The 25,517-nt window shown below is 40.8% G+C and carries 22 protein-coding genes, 2 tRNA genes and 1 CRISPR repeat array; of the genes, 13 read left to right on the top strand and 11 right to left on the bottom strand.

The window, feature by feature from the left end; translation table 11 throughout:
- Positions 1 to 201: 201 nt before the first annotated feature.
- From ACDG22_RS09665 to ACDG22_RS09640, 6 genes are all read left to right on the top strand, one after another.
- On the top strand, positions 202 to 1,281 hold the full coding sequence (locus ACDG22_RS09665) for a LacI family DNA-binding transcriptional regulator (protein ID WP_007567859.1): 1,080 nt from the start codon (positions 202 to 204) through the stop codon (positions 1,279 to 1,281).
- A gap of 10 nt (positions 1,282 to 1,291) precedes the next feature.
- On the top strand, positions 1,292 to 2,782 hold the full coding sequence (locus ACDG22_RS09660; protein ID WP_022125016.1) for a UxaA family hydrolase: 1,491 nt from the start codon (positions 1,292 to 1,294) through the stop codon (positions 2,780 to 2,782).
- 144 nt (positions 2,783 to 2,926) lie between these two features.
- The gene (locus ACDG22_RS09655) at positions 2,927 to 4,231 is read left to right on the top strand and encodes a Na+/H+ antiporter NhaC family protein (protein WP_007567856.1); all 1,305 of its coding nucleotides are present in this window, start codon (positions 2,927 to 2,929) and stop codon (positions 4,229 to 4,231) included.
- Between the two features lie 120 nt (positions 4,232 to 4,351).
- Positions 4,352 to 4,425, top strand: a tRNA-Asp gene (locus tag ACDG22_RS09650).
- A gap of 13 nt (positions 4,426 to 4,438) precedes the next feature.
- A tRNA-Arg gene (locus ACDG22_RS09645) sits at positions 4,439 to 4,512 on the top strand.
- A 132-nt stretch (positions 4,513 to 4,644) separates the two neighbouring features.
- Entirely contained in the window at positions 4,645 to 5,235 is a 591-nt protein-coding gene (locus ACDG22_RS09640; RefSeq protein ID WP_007567853.1) for a YqgE/AlgH family protein, read from the top strand.
- On the opposite strand, the gene ACDG22_RS09635 is transcribed toward ACDG22_RS09640, so the two are convergent.
- Genes ACDG22_RS09635 through recR form a run of 3 tightly spaced genes read right to left on the bottom strand, consistent with a single transcriptional unit; the run spans position 5,224 to position 6,849 of the window.
- Positions 5,224 to 5,760 carry a GNAT family N-acetyltransferase gene (locus ACDG22_RS09635; protein ID WP_007567851.1) on the bottom strand — a complete coding sequence of 179 codons (537 nt, stop codon included), beginning with the start codon at positions 5,758 to 5,760 and terminating at the stop codon, positions 5,224 to 5,226. The genes ACDG22_RS09640 and ACDG22_RS09635 overlap by 12 nt on opposite strands.
- Entirely contained in the window at positions 5,757 to 6,221 is a 465-nt protein-coding gene (locus ACDG22_RS09630) for a hypothetical protein (RefSeq protein ID WP_007567849.1), read from the bottom strand. Before ACDG22_RS09630 ends, ACDG22_RS09635 begins: the two co-directional genes overlap by 4 nt.
- Before the next feature lie 10 nt (positions 6,222 to 6,231).
- Positions 6,232 to 6,849, bottom strand: coding sequence for a recombination mediator RecR (gene recR, locus ACDG22_RS09625; protein WP_040311921.1), 618 nt, complete (start codon positions 6,847 to 6,849; stop codon positions 6,232 to 6,234).
- A 303-nt stretch (positions 6,850 to 7,152) separates the two neighbouring features.
- Here recR and ACDG22_RS09620 point away from each other — a divergent pair, with 303 nt between their 5' ends.
- Together ACDG22_RS09620 and ACDG22_RS09615 are read left to right on the top strand one after the other, a co-directional pair.
- On the top strand, positions 7,153 to 7,764 hold the full coding sequence (locus ACDG22_RS09620) for a tetratricopeptide repeat protein (protein WP_007567845.1): 612 nt from the start codon (positions 7,153 to 7,155) through the stop codon (positions 7,762 to 7,764).
- A 296-nt stretch (positions 7,765 to 8,060) separates the two neighbouring features.
- On the top strand, positions 8,061 to 9,608 hold the full coding sequence (locus tag ACDG22_RS09615) for a peptide MFS transporter (protein ID WP_118483211.1): 1,548 nt from the start codon (positions 8,061 to 8,063) through the stop codon (positions 9,606 to 9,608).
- Between the two features lie 424 nt (positions 9,609 to 10,032).
- On the opposite strand, the gene ACDG22_RS09610 is transcribed toward ACDG22_RS09615, so the two are convergent.
- The 8 genes from ACDG22_RS09610 to uvrA form a co-directional block, all read right to left on the bottom strand.
- Positions 10,033 to 10,182, bottom strand: coding sequence for a hypothetical protein (locus ACDG22_RS09610; protein ID WP_157034744.1), 150 nt, complete (start codon positions 10,180 to 10,182; stop codon positions 10,033 to 10,035).
- Positions 10,183 to 10,430: 248 nt separating this feature from the next.
- The gene (locus ACDG22_RS09605) at positions 10,431 to 11,225 is read right to left on the bottom strand and encodes a hypothetical protein (RefSeq protein ID WP_270230393.1); all 795 of its coding nucleotides are present in this window, start codon (positions 11,223 to 11,225) and stop codon (positions 10,431 to 10,433) included.
- Between the two features lie 33 nt (positions 11,226 to 11,258).
- Entirely contained in the window at positions 11,259 to 12,758 is a 1,500-nt protein-coding gene (locus ACDG22_RS09600) for a hypothetical protein (RefSeq protein WP_270230392.1), read from the bottom strand.
- A gap of 181 nt (positions 12,759 to 12,939) precedes the next feature.
- A complete protein-coding gene (locus ACDG22_RS09595; RefSeq protein WP_270230391.1) occupies positions 12,940 to 13,467 on the bottom strand; it encodes an HU family DNA-binding protein in 528 nt (175 codons plus the stop codon).
- A gap of 264 nt (positions 13,468 to 13,731) precedes the next feature.
- A CRISPR array of direct repeats spans positions 13,732 to 14,162; the repeat unit is 36 nt; unit sequence GTTGGATATACCATTCAAAACAATGATAAAACCAAC.
- A 107-nt stretch (positions 14,163 to 14,269) separates the two neighbouring features.
- Positions 14,270 to 15,736: an RNA-guided endonuclease TnpB family protein gene (locus ACDG22_RS09590; protein WP_270230390.1), complete on the bottom strand. Its 1,467-nt coding sequence runs from the start codon at positions 15,734 to 15,736 to the stop codon at positions 14,270 to 14,272.
- Positions 15,737 to 15,898: 162 nt separating this feature from the next.
- A complete protein-coding gene (locus ACDG22_RS09585; RefSeq protein ID WP_007567831.1) occupies positions 15,899 to 17,455 on the bottom strand; it encodes a peptide MFS transporter in 1,557 nt (518 codons plus the stop codon).
- A gap of 176 nt (positions 17,456 to 17,631) precedes the next feature.
- Positions 17,632 to 18,120: a Cys-tRNA(Pro) deacylase gene (gene ybaK / locus ACDG22_RS09580; protein ID WP_007568618.1), complete on the bottom strand. Its 489-nt coding sequence runs from the start codon at positions 18,118 to 18,120 to the stop codon at positions 17,632 to 17,634.
- 27 nt (positions 18,121 to 18,147) lie between these two features.
- A complete protein-coding gene (gene uvrA, locus ACDG22_RS09575; RefSeq protein WP_270668901.1) occupies positions 18,148 to 20,979 on the bottom strand; it encodes an excinuclease ABC subunit UvrA in 2,832 nt (943 codons plus the stop codon).
- A gap of 77 nt (positions 20,980 to 21,056) precedes the next feature.
- Between uvrA and ACDG22_RS09570 the strand changes: the two genes are divergently transcribed.
- The 5 genes from ACDG22_RS09570 to ACDG22_RS09550 are packed head-to-tail and all read left to right on the top strand — an operon-like array spanning position 21,057 to position 25,298.
- A complete protein-coding gene (locus ACDG22_RS09570; RefSeq protein ID WP_270230388.1) occupies positions 21,057 to 22,835 on the top strand; it encodes a LysM peptidoglycan-binding domain-containing protein in 1,779 nt (592 codons plus the stop codon).
- A gap of 4 nt (positions 22,836 to 22,839) precedes the next feature.
- Positions 22,840 to 23,541 (top strand): porin family protein, encoded by a 702-nt coding sequence (locus ACDG22_RS09565; RefSeq protein WP_007568612.1) that lies wholly within the window; start codon positions 22,840 to 22,842, stop codon positions 23,539 to 23,541.
- Positions 23,542 to 23,594: 53 nt separating this feature from the next.
- The gene (locus ACDG22_RS09560) at positions 23,595 to 24,353 is read left to right on the top strand and encodes an exodeoxyribonuclease III (RefSeq protein ID WP_185150255.1); all 759 of its coding nucleotides are present in this window, start codon (positions 23,595 to 23,597) and stop codon (positions 24,351 to 24,353) included.
- Positions 24,354 to 24,366: 13 nt separating this feature from the next.
- Positions 24,367 to 24,744 (top strand): diacylglycerol kinase family protein, encoded by a 378-nt coding sequence (locus ACDG22_RS09555; protein ID WP_007568608.1) that lies wholly within the window; start codon positions 24,367 to 24,369, stop codon positions 24,742 to 24,744.
- The gene (locus ACDG22_RS09550; protein WP_270230387.1) at positions 24,741 to 25,298 is read left to right on the top strand and encodes a phosphatase PAP2 family protein; all 558 of its coding nucleotides are present in this window, start codon (positions 24,741 to 24,743) and stop codon (positions 25,296 to 25,298) included. Before ACDG22_RS09555 ends, ACDG22_RS09550 begins: the two co-directional genes overlap by 4 nt.
- The last annotated feature ends 219 nt before the right edge of the window (positions 25,299 to 25,517 follow it).

The following is a 25,517-nucleotide window of genomic DNA, read 5'->3' as shown; positions in this document are numbered from 1 at the left end:
ATAATAAGTTTGATAATCTTACCGTCAAAGTGGATATCACATGTTCACGTCTTCATAGATTAAATAAACAATATCCTCTTTGTGTACGCACACAAAGGTACGAGTTATTTTTTAAATAACAAAAAAAGTTATATATTTGTATCGAAAAATTTTTTCTTCATCAATTAAGAAAGACCTCCTATATAAATAAGGTATATAGATATGGATAAACAAGTAGAACGTATTCGTATAAAAGATATAGCCCAGATGGCGGAAGTGTCAGTCGGGACAGTAGACAGAGTTCTTCACGGGCGAACCGGCGTTTCGGAAGCAAGTCGCAAGAAGGTAGAAAACATCCTTAAGCAGCTTGACTACCAACCCAACATGTATGCCAGCGCACTGGCGTCGAATAAAAAATATATTTTTGCCTGTTTATTGCCTCTCCATGCAAAAGGCGACTATTGGGTGGATGTAGAAAATGGCATGTATCAGGCTATGAAGGCTTTTTCCGATTTTAATATTTCATTACATATTGATTATTACGACCAATACGAATTCGGTTCTTTCGTATCCGCCGGCAACCGCCTGCTGGCAATGAACCCAGACGGCTTGATTCTATCTCCGACAATTGAAACGGAAACAACCCAAATTGTAAGCAAGCTTCAGATATTAAATATACCTTATATATTTATAGATTCGAATATACCTCATCTGAATCCACTGGCTTTTTACGGACAACACGCTAAACAAAGTGGGTATTTCGCTGCACGCATGGTAAAAATGCTGATGCAAGACAGCAAAGAACTGATTATTTTCCGGCAAATAAACGAAGGCAGATTAGGTTCAAACCAGCAGTTACACCGTGAGGAAGGATTTTATGCATATATGAAAGAACACCATCCTGATTTGAAGATGTGGGAATTGAATCTATATGCCAAACAGCCAGGAGAAGACGAGGCCATACTGGATGATTTCTTCCAAAAGCATCCAGGTATATCATATGGAATCACATTCAACTCGAAAGCCTATATCATTGGAGAATATATATTGAGACACAAAAGACACGATTTCCACTTAATAGGTTACGATTTACTGACCAGAAATGTAGCCTGTCTGCGCGAAGGCGTGATAGACTTCCTTATCGCACAGCAACCTACTCTACAGGGATACAGCAGCGTAGAAAGTTTATGCAATCATCTTATCTTAAAGAAAAAAGTAAAAGAATGCAACTATATGCCAATCAACCTGCTGACAATAGAGAATATAGATTTCTACCTGGATGCAAACAGGAACAATAACTAACATATAATTTATGGAAACAACTTATCTAAAAATTAACCCGGCAGACAACGTTGCTGTCGCTATCACTCCCCTGAAAGCTGGAGAAACTATCCAGATTGACGGACAGGAGATTACTTTAAAAACAGATATTCCAGCCGGACACAAAGTAACACTGCAAGATTTCAATGAAGGTGACAATATTGTAAAATACGGTTATCCTATCGGACATGCCATCAAACATGTACCTCAGGGAAGCTGGATTTGCGAGAAAGAAATAAAAACCAACCTTGCCGGATTGCTGGACTATACGTACAATCCGGTTGAGGTTTCATTGGATATTCCGCAGGAAAATCTTACATTCAAAGGATATCGTCGTAAAAACGGAGATGTAGGTATCCGTAATGAAATCTGGATCATCCCGACAGTGGGCTGCGTAAACGGTATCGTGAATCAGCTTGCAGAAGCTCTTCGCCGTGAAACAAAAGAAGAAGGAATCGATGCCATCATGGCTTTCCCTCATAATTACGGATGCTCTCAGTTGGGAGACGACCATGAAAACACGAAGAAAATCCTGCGCGACATGGTACTCCATCCCAATGCCGGAGCTGTATTGGTCGTAGGTTTGGGATGCGAAAACAACCAGCCTGACATTTTCCGTGAATTTATCGGTGAGTACGACGAAGACAGAATCAAGTTTATGGTAGCTCAAAAGGTAGACGATGAATTTGAGGAAGGTATGAAAATTTTGCGTGACTTATATGCAAAATGCAAACAGGATGTACGCACCGACATTCCACTGTCAGAACTGCGTGTCGGATTAAAGTGTGGTGGCTCAGACGGCTTCTCAGGTATTACAGCCAATCCGTTGCTGGGAATGTTCTCAGACTTCCTCATCGCACAAGGAGGAACATCCGTACTGACTGAAGTTCCTGAAATGTTTGGAGCAGAAACAATCCTGATGAATCGCTGCAAGACTCCGGAGCTGTTCGAAAAGACCGTACATCTTATCAACGACTTTAAGGAATACTTCCTTTCACACGGAGAACCAGTGGGCGAAAATCCGTCACCGGGAAATAAGGCAGGTGGTATTTCTACTCTTGAAGAAAAAGCATTGGGCTGCACACAGAAATGTGGAAAGAGTTACGTATCAGGAGTAATGCCTTACGGAGAACGCTTGCAGACAAAAGGATTGAATCTGCTTTCTGCTCCGGGAAATGACCTGGTTGCAGCTACCGCTCTCGCTTCTTGCGGATGCCACATGGTATTGTTTACCACCGGACGCGGTACACCGTTCGGTACTTACGTACCAACCATGAAGATTTCTACCAATTCTCGTCTGGCAGCTCACAAACCGGGATGGATTGACTTCAATGCCGGAGTTATTGTAGAAAACGAGCCTATGACTGTTACATGCAAACGATTCATCGACTACGTTATCAAAGTAGCCAGTGGAGAATGGGTTAACAATGAAAAGAAAGGTTACCGCGAAATTGCAATATTCAAGACTGGGGTAACTTTATAATAACAACATTTTTCTTCCCGAAGCCTGAATAATAAAATAAAAATGTCATCAGGCACTAAGGAACACAGCAAGGAATCTCTGAGAACACACCATACAATTTTCAGAGATTCCTTTATATAATTTAAGGTAGATACATCAATTTTTATGGACTTAAACAAACTGACTCCCATTATCAACAAGCCCAACGGCTGGGCACTGATGCCTTTAGTGGTATTCCTTTGTCTTTATCTGGTGACTTCACTAATTGTCAACGATTTCTACAAAGTACCTATCACCGTAGCATTTCTGGTAGCCTCTGTCTACGCCGTGGCAACGACAAAAGGATTAAGCCTCAACGACCGCATACTTCAATATTCATCAGGAGCAGCAAACAAAAATATCATGCTGATGCTCTGGATATTTATTCTGGCCGGAGCCTTTGCCCAGTCGGCCAAAGCCATGGGGGCCATAGATGCAACCGTAAATCTGACGCTTCTACTACTGCCTGACAATCTGCTGCTGGCAGGAATTTTTCTGGCTTCCTGTTTCATATCATTGTCTATCGGTACATCGGTGGGAACAATCGTGGCCCTTACGCCGGTTGCGGCGGGTATTGCCATGAAGACAGATGTAAGTCTGCCGTTCATGACAGCTCTCGTCATAGGAGGAGCTTTTTTCGGTGATAATCTTTCTTTTATTTCCGATACTACGATAGCCGCAACACGTACACAAGGTTGCGTAATGCGCGACAAGTTTCGGGTAAATTTCCTGATTGCCGTTCCTGCTGCCCTGCTTGTATTTATCTATTATATCATATATGGTACGCAAGTAGAGTCAGCAAGTGAAATACATGCGATAGAATGGGGCAAAGTTATCCCCTACCTCATCGTCCTGGGTACAGCTATTGCCGGTATGAATGTAACTCTGGTTCTACTCCTTGGAGTACTTTCAACAGGTATCATAGGTTGTATATATGGAAGCTTCGACCTTTTCGGATGGTTTGCTTCCATGGGTGAAGGCATCACCGGAATGGGAGAACTTATCATCATTACATTAATGGCAGGAGGCATGCTTGAGCTGATTCGCTTCAACGGAGGTGTAGATTATATTCTGCATCATCTGACTAGCCATGTAAGCAACAAGAGAGGAGCCGAACTTAGTATTGCCGCATTAGTCAGCTTAGCCAATTTCTGTACAGCCAACAATACGATAGCCATTATTACTGTCGGACCTCTAGCCAACAACATAGCCGAACAATTCAGGGTAGACAAACGAAAAAGTGCCAGTATTCTCGATACTTTTTCATGCGTCGTACAAGGTCTTATTCCTTATGGAGCACAAATGCTGATAGCAGCCGAACTGACAAAATTATCCCCTATCAGTATCATTGGCTATCTGTACTACCCTATAATATTAGGAATAGTAGCTCTGCTAAGCATCCTTTTACGCTACCCTAAACGGTATTCGTAAGCAGTGAAATCAAGAAAAAGATTATTTTTCTTACAAAAAACTGGGCAATTTATTTGCAGGAATAAAAAAAAGTAGTACCTTTGCACTCGCAATCGAGAGAGATAGCAAATAAAAAATAATGGTGCGTTAGTTCAGTTGGTTAGAATACATGCCTGTCACGCATGGGGTCACGGGTTCGAGTCCCGTACGCACCGCTTAATTAAGGATGGTTCCGTAGCTCAGCTGGATAGAGCAACGCCCTTCTAAGGCGTGGGTCCTGCGTTCGAATCGCAGCGGAATCACAGGAAGCGATTACTTCGGTAATCGCTTTTTTGTTATATATACCTATAAAATTATTATTCCTAAAATAAAAGCCGATATCCTTTCCTATCTCACTTTTTTTTACTACATTAGTAAAATATAAATATTTAGCTATGGATATGCGCATTTTTCAAGTAAAATCAAATAAGGCGCTTCCGCATACGGGAAGTATTCTTATTGCTTCCCCATTATTATATGATTATCATTTTGCCCGTTCAGTCGTCCTGATGATAACACATAATTCGGAGGGAAGTATGGGCATTGTAATGAATAAAGATTTCAGATATCATATTTCACTGAACCAACTTGTTCCTAATCTGGAAACAGCCCCCCTTATCCCTGTCTATAAAGGCGGACCCGTAGACAGAAGTACCATCTTTTTCTTACACACACTACCCGACCTGGAGGGTTCATTTCCTCTAGGCAATGGTCTGTTCTTAAATGGTGACTTCGAACGCGTGCAGCAATATATACTGGCAGGAAATCCCATCGAAGGGCATATCCGCTTCTTTGCGGGATACGCCGGATGGAACAACACACAACTTCAAAAAGAGATAAACGAGGATTCGTGGATCATAGGAGAAACCTGCAAGCAGCACTTGCTGGAGGAGAATTATCGGGAGCTATGGCAAACCAGCATGAATGAGCTGGGCAATCCCTATCGCTTGTGGGCTAAATATCCGCAATATCCGTCATGCAATTAAAGGATTCATTTTCTGCAGCAGACATACATCCCGATATCCTCTTCCAGTATGCAACCAGTCTTTCAATACTCCTGTCGTATTAAATCCTGCAGAATGGAAGAGATTGATACATGCGGCATTGCTTGTCTTCACATAAGCATACAATTGATGCATACCCAACAGACTGAAGCAATGCCGTTCCAGCAACGATAAGGCGGAACGGGCAATTCCACGACGACGAAATTCTTTCAAAACAACAATACCTACTTCGGCACGGCTATGACGGGCATCGAACGTACACAGGTCTATGACTCCGGCTACACTACCGGAACAATGCTCTATGACCAACCGAAGCTGACCGTCAACATATATATCATTGGTATTTTCCGCAATATACCTCTCAAGCTGAAAACGGGAGAAAGGTCCCGTCACAATACCATTTTCCCACAGTTCTTCATCATTTTCCAGCCTCATCAGCACATCTACGTCACTTGGCTCCAAAGCCCGAAGACGGATTTCATCTGTATATAACAAGGCAAAGCTCATTGTGCACGCTCCTCGTTACGCTGCAAATCAAGTTCAGAAACGACCCGCTCACGTCCCGGTACACAGAATAAAGAAGCAACCAGTACCATACCGGCACATAATACTCCCGTCGTATCCATGGTCCAATAATAAACGGAAAGATTTACCAGAGCTGCAACAAGCAGCAGGCATACCCGCACTTCATTCCAGCGACGATAGCTTTTTACCGCTTCTACAAGCGGAAGAGTACGTACATACTTTGTCAACGACAAACTGAACAAGCGAAGCGACAAGGGAATCAAACCTACAGCAAGCAAGATACCACACACCTGCAACATATAACCAGTACGTACATCATCAGTAAAGATTCCCTGAGGAAGAATATCATACTCGTACAAAACAATCAAAACCAAACACAACACCCAAAGCAGCGCATACTCTATCTTCAGGCATTTCAATAGCTGTGCAATTTCTTTTTCCATTTCAATATATTTACATAGTTCCAGTAAAAACAGTACGGTTTACAATAGAACGTCCCAATGTAACCTCATCCGTATATTCCAGTTCATCACCGATGGAAATACCTCTGGCAATCATTGTCAGCTTGACATCATAGGGAGCCAGTTTTCGGAAGATATAAAAGTTTGTAGTATCTCCTTCCATCGTTGAACTTAATGCGAGAATCACCTCTCTGACTGTACCCGATTTCACACGTTCCACCAGACTTTCTATCTGTAGGTCAGAAGGTCCTACACCATCCATAGGAGAAATAACTCCCCCTAATACATGGTACAATCCCTTATACTGCTGGGTATTTTCTACAGCCATTACATCACGAATGTTTTCCACCACGCATACCGTCGAAGCATCCCTCGATGAGTTGGAACAAATCTGGCAAACATCCGTATCGGATATATTATGACAAACCCTACAATATTTTACTTCACGCTTCAGTGTTATGACGGCATTGCCAAATGCCTCCACTGTCTGCAAATCCTGACGCAGCAGATGTAACACCAGCCTCATGGCAGTTTTTCTTCCTATACCGGGAAGCTTGGCAAATTCTCCCACTGCTTTTTCCAATAAAACGGACGGATACTGTTGACTCATTAGTTCATTCAATTTGTCGGCAAAAATACAAAAAAATAAACTATCTTTCATGCTACAGAAAGAACATCGCAAAATTTTACCAACCATCCATCCGCCCAATCCCCCAAAGATTATTTCTTCCCAGACAACATTTCGCTATATAATAAAGGTAATACGTTCTGTCAAAACATTCCTAAGCAAGGCATAAGTATGCTATTAATTGTTAAAAAAGTGATTTAAAACATAATATTTTTCTTACTTAAAATATTTATTGTTTCAAGAAAACTCTCTACTTTTGCGCCTGACATAAAAACAACTTTACTTATGAATACAATGAAAACACTAATACTTACCGTTGCATGTTGCCTGATGGCAATCGCTCAAACACAAGCTAAAGATTTTGTCCGTCCGGAAAGTTCTAATTACATAAAAGGAGTAGAAGCACTGAATGCAGGCAATGCAGAACAGGCTTATCAATACCTGAACGAAGAAATCAACCAAAATCCGGACAATGGTTATGCACACTGTTACATGGCGCTGGTATGCAATTTCTACGGCGATATGAAACTGGCACTGTATGCTGCCAACGAAAGTGTAAAACTTATTCCGGAAGAAGATACAGAATACCGCTCGTTTGCATACTATACCCGCGGCACACTTTACATGAACGCTCAGGCATACGATCTGGCAGAGAAAGATTTGGACGAAGCTATCCGCCTGACTCCCTCAGATGCAGAGAATTACAAGACCCGTGCTGAAATTCATATGGACAAAGGCGAGTACGATGATTCACTGGCTGACCTCCAGACAGCTATCAAACTCGACAGTCATGCTGATGTATACGACTTGATGATGCAACTGCTGGAAGCTAATCCAGATCCGGCTTTCTTCGATAAAGTAACCTCTTGTTATCAAGGGGTAACAGCCAACAGATAAGATTGAAGACCAATCAGATTATTTTTCCGATACAGGAAGAGCAGAAGGTAATTTTCTGCTCTTCCTTTTATTTTATCCAGACGTCAAATAAAATATTCCCCCGACACGCTCTACATAACCTATCCGGCTTCTCAAGAAACTTTATAATCTTTTCTACATTTCAGCACAGACGTAAAGCAAAGCGAAGCAAAAACAACACATCTTCTAACTTTTTGATTTTGACACAAGGTATTTATTTGCTATTTTTGCAACGTTTTTCGCTGCAAATAATAACATTTTATCAAAATAGGAACAAAATGAATCAGACAAAAGGACATCCGAAAGGACTTTACTTACTCTTCGTAACTGAAATGTGGGAACGATTCAGTTATTATGGCATGCGTGCCTTGTTCATGCTTTACATGGTGCAAGCCTTGCTGTTCGATAAGGAAATGGCTTCACAAGTTTACGGAAGTTATACAGGGCTGGTATACCTTACCCCATTAATTGGCGGATACATTGCCGACCGCTACTGGGGAAATCGTCGCTCCATCGTAGTAGGAGCATTGACCATGGCGGCAGGACAGTTCATGCTTTTCCTGAGTGCATGCTATTTTCATCAGGTAGAACTAGCCAAATGGCTGATGTTTATAGGACTGGGACTGCTGATTTTAGGTAACGGATTCTTCAAGCCTAACATATCGACCATGGTAGGACGTCTGTATACAGCCGACGACAAACGTAAAGATTCGGCCTTCACCATCTTCTACATGGGAGTGAATGTAGGATCTACCCTTGCCCCGCTGATATGCGGACTAGTAGGTAACACGGGACACCCGGAAGATTTCAAATGGGGATTCCTGGCAGCATGCATCGGAATGGTACTGGGAGCTGCTGTTTTCCAGATATTCAAGAATAAATATATCTGCGATCCGGACGGTAACCCTGTAGGTACGGTCCCTTCTAAAGCTGATTGTAACACACAAAAGGCCTCACAGACAGGCAAGGAAAGTAATAAGCGTACTATATGGATGGCTGTGGGAACTGTTTTACTTACCATTCTGTTTTCTGTAAACTGGAATGGCAATGGTGGTATCTTTGCTGGAGCCGACTGGATTGGTTCACTTATTTATGCTACGACCATCGTTATGCCCATCATCATCATTACCGACAAGAGTCTGAGCCGTACCGAACAAGCCCGAATCGGTGTAATATACATCATCGCTTTCTTCGTGATATTTTTCTGGGCAGCCTACGAACAGGCAGGAGCTTCACTTACCTTCTTTGCTGACGAACAGACCGACCGTCACATCGGCGGCTGGGAGATGCCCGCAGCTTATTTCCAGTCTTTCAATCCGATTATGATTGTAACACTTGCTCCTATATTTGCCGCCATCTGGTCATTCCTTGGCAAACGGGGCATCGAACCCAGTTCACCGCGTAAGCAAGCCATCGGTCTGTTATTACTCTCATTAGGTTATCTGTTCATTGCTTTCGGTGTAAAAGATGTACAGCCGGGCGTGAAAGTCAGCATGATCTGGCTGACGGGCCTGTATCTCATTCATACCATGGGTGAGCTTTGCCTTGCTCCTATCGGACTGTCCCTGGTATACAAACTCTCTCCGGTACGTTTCTCATCACTGCTGATGGGTGTATGGTATCTCAGTACCTCAGCAGCCAATAAGTTTGCCGGTGTGTTGAGCGGCTATTATCCGGAAGGCGGTGTAACCAAGACTTTCCTGGGTTACCACGTAGAAAACCTGTTCGATTTCTTCATGTTGTTCGTTTTTATGAGTGGAACAGCAGCCATCATCCTTTTTGTACTTTCAGGTAAACTGCAAAAGATGATGAAAGGGGTTGAATAAGCTTGACTGTTATTTAATAAACAACATTCCACCCAACAGACACAAGCAGACATTTACTGAACAATAATAACCAAGAAGCTCTTTAACCTTCTCTCCTATACTTTCCGATTGCATAACAGAAAGTTTCAGAAAAGGTTAAAGAGCTTGTTTTATCTCCATATACAGAGAAAGAAAAACTTCAGCTTCTTTCCTGAGAAACGTCCTGATATTTTTTTATTAAAGAATAAAATCTTACGAATAAGACATTATATCATTCGAGAAATACACACCAGAAACTCATTCCCTATCATGTATATAAATACTTCCAGAGAGTCGACACCACAGAGAAATCACCAAGACCTTTCCCTAAAAATCAAGGCGTACAGACCGAGTTTAAAACTCATTCTGTACGCCTTGCAGTTTTATATAAGATTTATCTGCCCGATTACTTAGCTACACGTTCCAGCCATTTCACCATGAACAGCATTACTCCCATTGAAATGAAGCATACTATCATGAAAATTGCCCAGCAATATCCGATAGGAATAGCGTTATACATAAGAGGACCGATCCACAACAGGAGATTTGTCTTCACTCTGAAAAAGGATATACAAGGATAAAGCACTTCAGGCAAGACATTCTGTACTTAAAACACTACAATTTTCCCTGGTTCCAGTACTTCCGTGGAAGTACTGGAGTACTCCCCTGAAAGTACTGCGGTACTCCTTTGACAGTACTGGAGTACTTCCTTGGCAGTACTAAGAATTGACTTTTCCTGATATAACTAGACGTTTTCTCTTTTTATAAACTGGAACAGTAGACACTTTGACTTTATCAATTAAATCAATCGCCTTCTTTTATCCAATTAATCTTTCTTCCCAATAAATCTGGAGTTATACAAATTCGTGGAAATGAACATTGAGAAAGGAAATTCATTGATTCATTTTCTTTTCCATTATAATCTATAATATTCAGATTTCTATTTTCTTCAAATGGTAAGCATATACATAACCAATATTCATCGCATTTAACATTCTCACAATAATCCTTATATTTTTTCTCCTTTTCCTCAATACAAAATTGAATGTCAACCCAATTAACAGGAATGCAACGAGAAGCACTGTTAAAATAGATGACATTACAACAAGTCGTTTTTGATACCCTAATATAGCTAATATAATTCCTTTCAGATTGAGGATTTGTTTTTTGATACCATGACTTTAATAAATCTTCCAATTCATGACATACTTCTTGTACAGTTCCTCTTTTCTTTCTCTTTGGATATTTTCGGTAAATTATAATATTTAATTTTTCGGTTTCTGTTATGGTTTCCAGATACTTGTTTTCCTTAAATTCATTACATATTTTCTTTTCGAAACTTTCTTGTTCTACTGCATTTTTTGTTCTGCATTTCCTTACAGAAGGATGACATTCAACGACCTCCACTCCAATAGATTTATCGTTATTGAAAAAAACAAAATCCGGGCTTTCCCGAAAATATTTATCATCATAAGTCTCCGCGTCTATGTTAAGTTGAAGACATTTATTAATTAAAGGAATACAATTTTTTATGGCATTCCATTCCTTCTTTTTTTTGTATTGCTGTTGTTCTTCTTTGGAACTATTTTGGTCAAACATAAGTGTTAAAAATAAATTTATAATGTGTTGTTTTTAGTATATCTTATACTGTTCAGATTTAATTTCACGTAACCATTCATCAGAATGGGTTATTTTTATTAGTTTCTTTATACCGGTAATCTTGCCATACTTTATCTTATTCCCAAGTGTTTCCCTTTTATTTACCAACCCAGAAGAAAAGTAGTCAGCTAAAGACCTGACAGACATTTCTAAATCTTTGCTGTCGCATATAAACAAATATGTAGCTCTATTTTCTTCAGTATTTTCGTAAGCCAATAATGTTTCTTTATCAGCTGTAGCTATCGTAAAAATAAAAGCATCTTCTTCTGCCATAATCAAGTCGCTATTAACTCTATTCTCAAGGCAGTAGTATATTTTATAGTCATCAAGATGTAACTGGCATAATGAATCCAAGAATTCAGATTTTTTATTATTTATGTAGTTTCTAACTTCACTCTGTGTGTATTCATGTTTTAATAATTTTTCTCTCTCTGACTTATGTATGTCTTCTGATATATGAGCAACATTCTCAGTGTGTCTTTTCAATACATCTAATGTATCGTTTATGCTTTCTATACTTGACGGTTCTATCCCAACTATAATATCATCCTGAAATACAGCCTTAATAGGTGGCAATTTGTTTATGATATAGTCCTTTATCTGATTAAATGCCTTTATAGACTTCTGATTCTTGAAATAAAAAGGTTTGTATTTACCCTGCCCTTCAGGGTGTTTTGGGTTATAAATCTGTAACTCACCATTTAGAAATGTTACAAACTTCCAAGATATTTCATTATCTGCAAGAATAACTTTGGGCGTTTTTACATGGAAAAAATTTCTATGAATATAGTAAGAAGGAGTGTCATAAAAAGGGTCGTTATTAAAATCCATGCTTGAACTATACTCATCAAAAAAGCCCATAGCATGGAATCCTTCACTAATGTATTTCTTTATATATAATAAATACTTATATAATGAGGGATTGTTTGTGAATATAAAAGAAAACAATTCTTCAAATTTACTTCCCCAAATTAAACCAACTCCACTATCAAAAAAGTAGTAAGCAAAAGCAGGTTTTTCCGATAAGTAATAAATCATGGTAATCATATAACCTACAACTTTAGCTTTAAGAAGAGAATCTGTATTTTCAGACATTATATATTCTTTTAAAGAATCTTCCGATATTGGAGAATAATCTCTGATAATATTCTGAGCCTGTACATCATTTATCCATGTAAAAATTTCTTCTTCATAAAAATCCATATTTACATCATGTATAAAATCTTGACAAAGGCTTATAAGTTGAATTATAGTATTTTTTCCCTTTTGCGGATAATTGGTTTCTTCTGCTTTTTTTTGTAGAAACTCAATACCATAATGATAATAAGAGTAATAAAAGAAAAAGCCACAAGCTAATAATTTTTTATCCTTAATCCATAAATATTCATTATCAAAAACAGGATGTTTCCTGTAGCTCTTATAATAGTTCTTCTCAAATTCTATCCAAGAACGAAATTCATCAAAGTCCTTCATATTATAAATGATTTATATTTCTGAACGTAAAAATAATAAAAAGGAGATTCTAAATGTAACCAACATAAGTTTTAATTACTTCAATATACAATAAGCCTGTTCCCATTTTCAGTCATACAGTCCCAATTTATTGACTGAAAAAAGGAAACAGGCTTATATTTTGTTAGGTATCAATGTATTCTTATCCAAAGCCACCATCTCCACCTTCTTCTGTACCGCCACCTCCGGTACCGCTACTGCCACCGTCATCACTTCCACCGGAAGTGATACCTTTGGCTTTTTTATAATCTGCAAGGCTGGCATAGCTGATGCCTTCGTCCAAGACTCCGGCATTTTGGAATTGAATACCTTGGAGTACACTTTCACGGAATTCCTTGCTTGGAGTGAATATGATACGTGGATTCTTAATCATTGCTCCGGCATTGAAATCGGTAATATTTTCTACACCGTCACTTTTAAACGAAACACGTATAGTACCTAAATCACCTACTCTTACTGTGTGTCCCTGCTGCAATTGCTGACGTGCGTGTCTTCCAAGTAATTCAAGAGCAGCTTCCATTTCTATGGGAGCGGTTGTCGTGTTTTCCGTAGCTGCACGTGTCATGGCTTTTACAGTCTGTGGAACTTCGCTGATAGGAATTGCATACCATTTCTTAGGTGCTGCCTTATCCTGCGGATTGATTTTCTTTACGAGCTTGTACTTGTACATACTGACCTCCTTTTTTATTAATGGGGACTGTAATAGCAAAATTACAATTTTATTTGAAATGGCAAAGTTTTCTTGCAGATTATTACATACGTTAGTCGTTGATTATTACTAACGTATGTAATGATTGATTGCTAACGTATGTGATAAACAACCACATGCGTTAGCAATAATAACCCTTATAAGTATATTACCTTATAACTAAAATAAGTAAAAAAAGACACGATTATTAACACCCATGCGCACATCATCGCAGACGACTTTATAGTTGGATATACCATTCAAAACAATGATAAAACCAACGATGCGGTTCTGGGACGTGCAGTACCAGACGTTGGATATACCATTCAAAACAATGATAAAACCAACCACCTGTTCGATGTTGTACTGATATACACCGTTGGATATACCATCCAAAACAATAATAAAACCAACTTCGGTCGTTTTTTGTTATTTTTACCCTAGTTGGATATACCATTCAAAACAATGATAAAACCAACTTCTTTTGATCATGAAAATTGTTTCGTGACGTTGGATATACCATTCAAAACAATGATAAAACCAACTGAGAGCATGATGCGATATTGGTGGAGAATGTTGGATATACCATTCAAAACAATGATAAAACCAACCGCTTCGCCTCTATAGCCTTACGGCATTCCGTTGGATATACCATTCAAAACAATGATAAAACCAACCGTTAGTTTCTAAGTTTATTAATTTCAATGTTTTGACGTACTTCCCGAGTATAGTTTCCTATCTCAGGTTAAGGACTTCCAGCAGCCCCTATTAGAAAATTTCTTTTCTAATTATCTTTCACGATTTTTTTACTCATCGCAATATTTCTTGCAGCATTAAAGTCTGCATTTATTTTCTCTCCTCGTCGTTTACATTGGGGATTCGTACAAACAAATTCTTCTTGCTTCTTACGTTCTCCACGTTCTCCGCAATAGCTGCATGTCTGGCTGGTATATGCAGGGTCAATATATTTCACTTCAATACCTTCCAATTTCGCTTTATATTCTATCATACTTTGCAGTTCGTAATACGACCAATAACGAAGCAGATACTTATACTCGTCTTTTACATAACCCTCCTTACCTTTTCCGAAATCTTTCAATGACTCCATGTGGATAGTTCCGGCATTATGTTTTAAAGCCTGCTTTATAACCTCACGGCTGTAAACATGGTTTTGCGTATGCACCCAATTACGCTCTTTTTCCTTCAGCTTTTCCAAAGGCTCCAGTTTCTTCTTTCGTCCGTGTCCACCTTGGGTACACATTAGTTTCTGCAAACTTTTAAAACGTTTCTGAAACATCGTCCGCTGATTGTGAAAATGTTCTATATCGCCAATCTGCATCTTGAAATTGTCATTCTTGTTGATAGCAAGGTATAACGGACATTTGATGCCCAAATCCACACCTAACACAACTTCCTTATCCAACACTTGTTTCTTTGCTGGAATGTCAATAGACAGCAACAGGAATATTCTTGTACTCTTGTCATTTCCCTTTTTTATGAGTTTTATAGAAGAATTATTGGCAACATAATCTTCGCCTTTGTTTTTCTTTTGTTGCTTGTCGCTTTCTATCAGTCTTTCAACGATACAGCGGTTATTGCTTGTGTCTTTTCCAAACTCAAGCCTGAAAAGTATTCCTTTAAACCATTTTAGATAGATTCCTTCCTCTTTTACAAAAAGTCTCAATCCACTTTGTGGTTTAATGGAAAATGGAATTCCCATACCTTTCTTGTAAGTACTTAAGGCTCTTTCACCCGACTTGACTTTCTTTTTGTTATTGTTGTGATTATTTTGCACATATCGGTTTAAATCGGTCAATATCTCGGCTGGTATATACTTTAGAAATTCTTTCGATGCCAATTGATAGGTGGAATTCTGTTTGGAACACTGAAAAAAATCCTTCTTTTTATTTTTTACATCTTCATCAAGTTCGTTTCTTTCATCGACAAGTTGTCGTTGTTCATTAATCAGCCTGTCTCGTTTCTCTTTATCCGATGTTTTTTTCTTCGTATTCAGTTTTTCCAGTTCTGTCTTTATATTTTCCAGTCCTTTATTTATTTTATCGTACCGTGACTTATAAGACAATCTCAATCGCATTTCATACTCATCGTTAAAAAGGCAATGAGTAGAGATTCTGTTGGCAGCCTGATAAATGGTGTTGTTTATCTGGTAAAGATATTTCCATTGTTGGTCATATTCTTCATCTGTCAATCTTACGATTTTCAATTCTATCTTACGTGTAATAATAGGCATACTCTTTTTAATTTTACCACCGCAAATATTGTAATTATAATTGTAAGTCTCAAATCCAACTCAAATAATTTTCAAAATTTCACAAATTCTCAAAATCGCCCATAAAAAATCCCCCATGCAACCGCATGAGGGATTCCACAAGTAAATTCTATTTCGAGAAATTTATTTTGCTACACGTTCCAGCCATTTTACCATGAACAGCATTACTCCCATTGAAATGAAGCATACTATCATGAAAATTGCCCAGCAATATCCGATAGGAATAGCGTTATACATAAGAGGACCGATCCACAACAGGAGATTACCTACTGCTGTTGCACCGAGCCATAATCCCTGACAAAGTCCCAAAAGATGCTTTGGAGCTACCTTCGAAACGAATGACAGTCCAAGTGGTGAAATAAACAACTCAGCTACAGTAAGCAGGAAGTAAAGTACAATCAAAACCCATGCTCCTGCCTTAACCTGCTGGTCAATAGGCAATTCTCTATATTCAGCAGCAGAAGGATAACCCATAATGAGTGAATATGCTGCCAGGAAGAGATAAGCCAAACCTGCGATAAGCATACCAATGGCAATCTTACGCGGAGTAGAAATTTCTTTACCTCTTCTTGAAAGAGAACCGAAAATCATCATGATAATCGGAGTCAATGTAATAACAAAGAAAGGATTAACTGCCTGCCATATTTCCGGAGCGATTGTCGATGTATCAACGAAGTCTCTCGCAAAGAGTGAAAGTGAAGTACCATTCTGATGGAATGAGAACCAGAAGAAAATAACAACACCCAGCACTGCAAACAATGCGTAAAGACGCTGTTTGATTTCCTTCGCCATAGCAGCCTTTTCTTCAGCTGAATAAGTAACAGCAGCAGCGGCTTCTTTCTTTCCCGGATTTGGGAACTGACTCTTGGTAACAAAGAAGATAATCAAAGAAATAAGCATTGCTGCAACAGATGCAACAAATGAATAATGAATACCTTCATTAAATATCTGCAAATACTGTGCACAAGAAGCAGCCATATCGGTAGTTTCACCCACACATTGTGACATCAACTGATTCAAGTTACCCATAGCCTCAGCCGACATTCCCTCTGCACCTTTTGCTATATAGTCATGACACAAAGCAGGAAGACTCGCATTATAGACCATATCGTGTGCACTCAGCCACCAGCTTCTCAACAGAGGAGCAATAAACGGAGCTACCAGTCCACCGATATTGATAAACACATAAAAGATCTGGAATCCAGAATCTCTCTTGCTCTTAGCTTCGATCAGCTCTTTTTCCCCCTTTGTAGCAGCCTCAGCTTCAAGATTATCGTACATCTGGCCTACGATAGCCTGAAGATTTCCCTTGAACAGACCATTACCAAATGCTATGAAGAACAATGCAATACAAGTAAGTGTAAGCAACCATGATGTATTGCCTGCGTTAGCAGTAATAGGAATAGATAATGCAATATATCCAATAGCCATCACCACAAGGCCGGCCATGATTGTACCTTTATAATTCTGCTTTCTGTCAGCAATCAGACCCCCTACAAGACTTAACAGATAGATACCTGCATAAAAGAATGAATAGATAAGTGTACTTTTTTCCTCACTTATACCAAATTTAGAACAAAGGAACAACACCAGCACAGCGTTCATGATGTAGTAGCCAAAACGCTCCCCCATATTAGAAAGTGCAGCAGGTATCAGACCTTTAGGATGCTTGTTAAACATAAATAATGAAGATTTTAATGATTAATAAATTTAATATTTTTTGCAAATATATAAAAAAGTGGCAAAAACACAGGCAATTGTCCTGTTTTTTCAATCTTTTCGGTATAAAACAACGAAAATATTAGCACAAATCGAACAAAATTCGCCTATGTTTCAAACAAAACGTCACCACGTTCCTATTCACCGAACAGTGTGCAGACTTCGGCACGGCTGACCTTTATCAAATCGTCGGGAGCCAGTTTGACCTGCAAGCCTCGCACCCCCGCACTGACATAGATATAAGGGAAATCATTGCATGTATGATGAATATACGTAGGAAAATGTTTTTTCATGCCTATTGGAGAACATCCTCCCCGAATATATCCTGTCAACGGAAGCAGTTCCTTGACGGGAATAAGGTCGCATTTCTTGTTTCCCGAAACCTTCGCAGCCATTTTCAGGTCAATTTCATGCTCACCCGGAATCACACAGACAAAATAACCCGATTTGTCTCCGTGAAGTACCAGTGTCTTGAAAACCTGTTCGATATTCTCACCCAGGGTAGCGGCAACATGTACACAACTCAAATCGTTTTCATCAACTTCATAAGGTACAAGTTCATATTTTATCTTATCTTTATCCAGCAAGCGTGCCGCATTCGTCTTTGCTATTTTTTCTTTTGCCATAATAACCAGATTGTTTTTATCGCTTAATTACTGATTTTCCAACTCTTCTTTAATAAACCGGGGCGTATATCCCTTATCCGATTTTGCAACTTCCTCAGGAGTCCCGCATGAAAGCAGTTGTCCTCCACCTCTACCTCCTTCTGGACCCATATCGATAATATAGTCTGCCATCTTGATAACATCCAGGTTATGTTCGATGACAATAACTGTATTTCCTTTATCTACCAGCTTGTTCAGAACCGTCATCAGCACACGTATATCTTCAAAATGCAAACCGGTAGTCGGCTCATCCAGAATATAAACGGTTTTACCCGTATCGCGCTTCGAAAGTTCTGTTGCCAGCTTCACGCGCTGACTCTCACCACCCGACAAAGTAGTAGAAGGCTGTCCCAGCTTGATATATCCCAGTCCGACTTCCTGCAAAACCTTTATCTTATTCAGTATCTGAGGAACATTTCCGAAAAACTCTACCGCACGGTTGATGGTCATATCAAGCACATCGGCGATAGATTTGCCTTTATAACGCACTTCCAGCGTTTCTCTGTTGTAGCGCTTACCGTGACAAACCTCGCACGGAACAAATACATCCGGAAGGAAATTCATTTCGATCGTTTTATACCCATTTCCTCCACAAGCCTCACAGCGTCCTCCCGAAACATTAAATGAGAAACGTCCCGGCTTGTATCCGCGTATTTTGGCTTCGGGAAGCCCCACAAACAGATTACGGATATCAGAGAAAACACCGGTATAAGTTGCCGGATTGGAACGAGGCGTACGTCCAAGCGGTGACTGGTCGACATTCACCACTTTATCAATGTATTCCAGTCCTTCTATCGCATCATAAGGCAAAGGCTCTTGCAAAGAACGGTAAAAATGCTGAGAAAGAATAGGCTGAAGGGTATCATTTATCAAAGTAGACTTACCGCTTCCCGAAACTCCGGTTACACAAATCAACTTGCCCAGTGGAAATTCCACATCTACCCCTTTCAGATTATTTCCTCTGGCTCCACGCAGCCAAAGTGATTTACCATTTCCCTTCCGGCGTTCGGCAGGGACTTCAATCTTCATCTTTCCATTCAGATACTGCGAAGTAAGTGTGGAGGTCTTAAGCATCTCTTCCGGAGTTCCGGCAAACACAACCTCACCTCCCAGTCGTCCGGCCTTCGGCCCCATATCTACTACATAATCGGCAGCCAGCATCATGTCTTTGTCGTGTTCTACCACAATGACAGAGTTTCCCAGGTCGCGCAACTCTTTTAAAGAGTTAATCAGCCGGATATTATCCCGTTGATGCAGACCGATGCTCGGTTCATCAAGAATATACAGTACATTAACCAGCTGCGAACCAATCTGTGTGGCCAGACGGATACGCTGGCTTTCTCCTCCCGACAAGCTTACAGAAGAACGGTTCAGTGAAAGATAATCCAGTCCAACATCCAGCAAGAATTTCAGGCGGGTACGTATCTCCTTCAATATCTCCGCAGCAATGATACGCTGCTTACTTTCCAGATGTTCTTCTACATGCATCAGCCAGTCATAAAGCTCGCTTATGTCCATGGTAGAAAGCTGATAGATGTTCTTGTCATGAACACGGAAATGAAGAGCCTCCTTATTCAACCGCGCTCCCTTACACTCCGGACATACATCAGTCTTGGCAAACTGTTCTGCCCACTTTTGGGCTGTGGCCGAAGCATCCTTCTCCTGCATCATCTGAATGTATTTCACAATACCTTCGTAAGTCACAAAGTAATCCGACGATGCATGTATCAGCGAACTCTTGATTTTCAGACGTTCGTCTGCCCCATACAGAATCTCGTTTATGGCATCTTCAGGCAACTCCGAAACAGGAGTCTTCAATGTTGCTTCATATTTCTCCAGCAGCGCTTCTATCTGCCAGAATATCATCACATTCTTATATTTGCCAAGTGGAGCGACAGCACCTTCATAAATAGAGAGTGAACGATCGGGAATTACCTTGTCTACATCTATCAGATTGACATATCCCAATCCCTTACAGCGCGGACAGGCGCCTTGCGGAGAGTTAAAAGAAAAATTATGCGGAGCCGGCTCCCTATACGAAAGTCCCGTAACCGGACACATCAGCCGCTTGCTGTAATGGCGTACGCTCTCAGTCTGTGCATCAAGAATCATCAGCAAGCCATCACCCTGCTGCATGGCAGTCGCTACACTTTGCTTCAGACGTTTTTCTTCCTTCTCCGTAACTACCGTTTTATCTATCACAACCTCGATATCGTGATTTTTATAACGGTCCAGCTTCATGCCATGCACAATCTCCTTCACATCACCGTCTACACGCACATACAGGTATCCTTTCTTGCGTATCTGTTCGAATAATTCTTTATAATGTCCTTTACGGGTACGTACCAGCGGAGCAAGAATATAAATACGCCGGCCCTTATAGTCGCGATGAATCAGATCCAGAATCTGCTCTTCTGTATATTTTACCATTTTCTCACCCGACAGATATGAGTAGGCAGTTCCCGCACGGGCGAAGAGCAGACGAAGATAATCGTATATTTCGGTAGTAGTACCCACCGTAGAGCGAGGATTTTTGTTAGTTGTTTTCTGTTCAATGGAAATAACAGGACTCAGACCGGTTATCTTATCCACATCCGGACGTTCCATTCCACCCAGAAAATTTCGCGCATAAGCAGAAAACGTTTCGATATAACGTCTTTGTCCTTCGGCAAAAATCGTATCAAAAGCCAATGAAGATTTCCCGCTTCCACTCAGACCCGTTATGACGGTCAAACTCCCGCGGGGAATTTCCACATCTATATTTTTTAGATTATGTACACGCGCTCCTTGTACATTTATCGTTTCTTTTACGTCTTCCATATCCTTAAAATCAATCATATCTTTGCAAAGATAATGCTTTTTTTTGTACTTTTGCCACTCAACAAATACAAACGAAAATGAAGTTTATCCATATTATCTGCCTTTCGCTGGCGCTATCAGCCAGCAGTTTAAGTGCAACGGTATCGGCACAGACCGGAACCGGATATTTTTTGCATACCGTGACAAAAGGACAAAGCCTGTACTCCATTGCCAGCATGTATCACATTTCGGTTGACGACATTGTACGCCTGAACCCGGGAAGCAAGGAACAAATACGTGCCGGACAAGCGTTGAAAATTCCACAGGCACAATACTCCAATGAGGACGGAAAACAGTTCCATACGATACAGGCAGGAGAAACATTATATCAGCTGACACTGAAATACCACGTAACGGCCCAGGCTATTTGCAAAGCCAATCCGGGATTAAGTGCCGAAAACTTCCGTATCGGTCAGGTTATTGTCATTCCGGCACAGGATAATACACCCGCTCAGACAGAACAAACTGCTCAAGCAGAGCCGGCAGTAAAGAAAAACGAGTGGAGGGATATGCACAAGGTAGCCCGAAAGGAAACGATTTTCAGCATCAGCCAGCAATATGGCATCACACAGGAAGAACTTATTGCAGCCAATCCGGAATTAAAGAACGGAAAGCTGAAGAAAGGAAGCTTCCTTTTCATTCCTTACCCTAAATCACAGGAAACAGGAAAGACAGCACCGTCTTCACAGGCAGCTCCCAGCAACGAAGAACTCTTCAAAGAAAATTCTATCAGCAAAAAGCAGATAAATACCATAAAAGTTGCTCTGATGTTACCTTTTACATCTACCAGTCAGGATGAACAGTCACGCATGGTAGAGTTTTACGAAGGTTTTCTTATGGCTATTGATAGCCTGAAACATCAAGGAGTATCTGCCGATATTTACACCTACGATACCAAAGGAACCACAGCCGGCACGAATGCAATCTTATCCCAGAGCAAGCTGAAGGATATGGACATCATTTTGGGTCCGGCACACCAGTCATCCATCGCTTCTGTCGCAGCCTTTGCCGACAAGAACAATATCCGTCTGGTAGTTCCTTTCTCTCCTAAAGTAGATCAGGTATTTACCAATCCGAATATCTATCAGGTCAATACCCCACAGTCTTATCTTTATTCAAAGGTATACGAACATTTTATCCGGAAATTCGGAAAAACCAATGTCATTTTCGTTGACGATGGCAGCGGAGATAAGGAAAAAGCCGAATTCATTAAAGGTATGAAGAATGAATTGAAAGACAACAACGTCAGATTCAAGCAGATACAGCTAGCCGGAGATATTGATCCGAACAAAGTGATTGCCGCCATGGACACCCTGCAGGAAAACATCTTTATTCCGACTTCAGGACGAAGCTCAGCATTGACACGCGTACTGCCTCACCTGACTCTTGTCCGCCGCGAGCATCCGCATTTCGACATGCACCTGTTCGGCTATCCTGAATGGCAGACTTATACACAGGATTTCCTGGCAAACTTTTATGAGTTGGATACCTATTTCTACTCATCGTTCTATACCAACAACCTGTTTCCGGCTGCCATCAATTTCACCCAGTCATACCGCCGCTGGTACAGCAAGGATATGTCGAATACTTATCCTAAATATGGCATGCTAGGATTCGACGTGGGATATTTCTTCCTGAAAGGTCTGTCGCAGCAAGGCAACAAGCTGGAAGAAAATCTAAACCGCGTACAGGTAACTCCGATACAGACCGGATTCTGCTTCGAACGCGTCAATAACTGGGGAGGGTTCATCAACCGTAAAGTATTCTTTGTACATTTCACAAAAGATTACGAACTGATTAAACTTGATTTCGAATAAGTACATGAAAAAGCAATCTGTTATTGCATTACTGAGCATATTATGTTTGTCGGTGGGACTGCCTGTCCGCGCCCAACTACAAGACCCGCGCCACAATTTAGCCATAGGTATAAATGGCGGCGTAAACCTTAGTTCCGTCAGTTTTGAGCCAAGTATCAAGCAAAAAACATTTATTACTCCCTCTGTCGGAGTGACTGTCCGATATATATCAGAAAGATATTTCAAGATACTCTGTGGTATACAGGGAGAAATCAACTACTCCCAAAGAGGATGGAAAGAAAATATCGACGACGGCACAGGAGATACATACCAGCGCACCATGAACTACATAGAGGTTCCATTGATGGCACATCTTGGCTTTGGAAAAGATAAAGGGAACGGAGCACGGTTTGTCCTGAACATCGGTCCACAGATTGGCTTCCTGTTGGGAGAAAACGAGAAGCAAAGTGCTTCCTGGCATCCGGAAGACCGCCCGAATGGAGTTATCTGGCAATATGGAAAGATGGCAGAAATGAAGTTCGATTATGGCATTGTAGGAGGCGGAGGTCTGGAAGTACGTACAGGCATCGGCAATTTCCTGCTTGAAGCAAGATATTATTTCGGGCTGAGTGACTTTTACCACAGTACAAAGAAAGACCCGTTCTCACGTTCGGCTCACTCATACATTGCGGGACGACTGACTTACTTATTCGATATAAAGAAATAACGCTATTCTATTTATTCATCACGTAAACAGAAAACGTATAAACTCTTATTATGATTATGAAACTCATTTCATGGAATGTAAACGGGCTGCGAGCTTGTTGCGATAAAGGCTTTCGGGAAATATTCAACGAACTGGATGCAGATTTCTTCTGCTTACAGGAAACCAAAATGCAGGAAGGACAGCTCGATCTGGCATTCGAAGGCTATACTTCTTACTGGAATTATGCCGAAAAAAAAGGGTATTCGGGTACAGCTATATTTACTCGCCATCAGCCTCTTTCTGTAACTTACGGGCTGGGTATAGACGAACACGACCATGAAGGACGGGTCATTACACTGGAAATGGAAAACTTTTATCTGGTTACGGTGTATACCCCCAACTCACAGGACGGATTGAAACGTCTGGATTACCGTATGACCTGGGAGGAAGATTTCCGTAAATACCTGCTACAGTTAGACCGACAGAAGCCGGTTCTCGTATGTGGTGACTTGAATGTAGCACATAAGGAAATCGATTTGAAGAATCCGAAAACCAACCGGATGAACGCAGGTTTTACTGACCAGGAACGAGAAAAATTCCAGTTATTGCTCGATGCCGGATTTATCGATACATTCCGCCACTTTTATCCTACACAGGAAAATATCTATTCGTGGTGGTCGTACCGCTTTAAGGCACGCGAGAAGAACGCAGGGTGGCGTATAGACTATTTCCTTGCTTCGTCACGCATTGCCGATAAACTTCAGGATGCCAAGATACATACTGAGATATTCGGTTCCGATCATTGTCCGGTAGAAGTAACCATCAACTGGTAATCGCACAAGAAGAATGAAAAACAGCGGATTTACCTTGCGTAAACGTGCGTTAAGTTTCAAATATGCTTTTCACGGCATCTTTCTGCTTATCAGTCGGGAACATAATGCATGGATACATTGCTTTGCCGCCGTATGCGTCATTACGGCGGGCATTCTTGTCGGACTATCATCTATGGAATGGATTGTCATCTGTTTATGTATCGGACTGGTTCTTTCGGCAGAAGCAGTAAACTCTGCTATCGAAGCACTTGCCGACCGGGTATCTCCAGCGTATGATGAAGCCATCAAACGCACCAAGGATCTGGCGGCAGGAGCTGTTTTGCTTCTGGCCATTGCGTCGGCTGTTGTCGGATTGATAATCTTTCTTCCCAAACTTACCCTGTTGTCATGAGAAAACTGATTTTTATACTATCTGCTCTGACTCTTTCTTTATCTGTCTGCGCCCAGGAAATAGAAGTAAGCGGAACCAGAAAGGCTGTACGCACATCAGGCGATGTAGGAGCTTTACTTCTTCCGGTTGCAGGAGTCACTGCCGTGTTGCTTCAAAAAGACTGGCAAGGATTAAAACAAGGCGTATTTTCAGGAGTAACGACACTGGGAGTCACATACGCGCTGAAATATATTGTCAAAAAAGAACGTCCCGACCATAGCGACAATCATTCATTTCCATCCATGCACACATCTACTTCTTTTGCTGCCGCAGCCTTTATCCAACGGCGCTATGGCTGGAAGTGGGGACTGCCTTCCTACATATTATCTACATATGTAGGATGGACCCGTGTTTACGGAAAGAAACACGACTGGTGGGATGTAGCTGCCGGAGCAGCAATCGGAGCCGGAAGTTCTTACATCTTCACCCGCCCGTTTGCCAGGAAGCACAACCTGACAATCAGCCCTGTTGCCGGCGACGGACATTACGGGTTCTATGCATCCATGAACTTTTAAAAGAAACAGCAGCAGAATCTACCGCTATACTGATAAAAAATCCTCTCCTGAAAAACTCAAGAGAGGATTTATTGTATTACTAAAACCAAACCCAGAAACATACTTAAAGTTTCATGCACTTCGGCAGAAAGTCTTCAAGATATTTCCAAAAGATTCATCGCTTCTTAAAGCATATATAAGCGTAAAAGCCAGATGAATTTTCTCATATAAACATAAAGC

The organism is Phocaeicola coprocola (assembly GCF_041333015.1).
In the GTDB taxonomy this organism is placed as follows: domain Bacteria; phylum Bacteroidota; class Bacteroidia; order Bacteroidales; family Bacteroidaceae; genus Phocaeicola; species Phocaeicola coprocola.
Note: the sequence above shows the minus strand (reverse complement) of the source record. Positions and strands in the feature narration are given on the sequence as shown.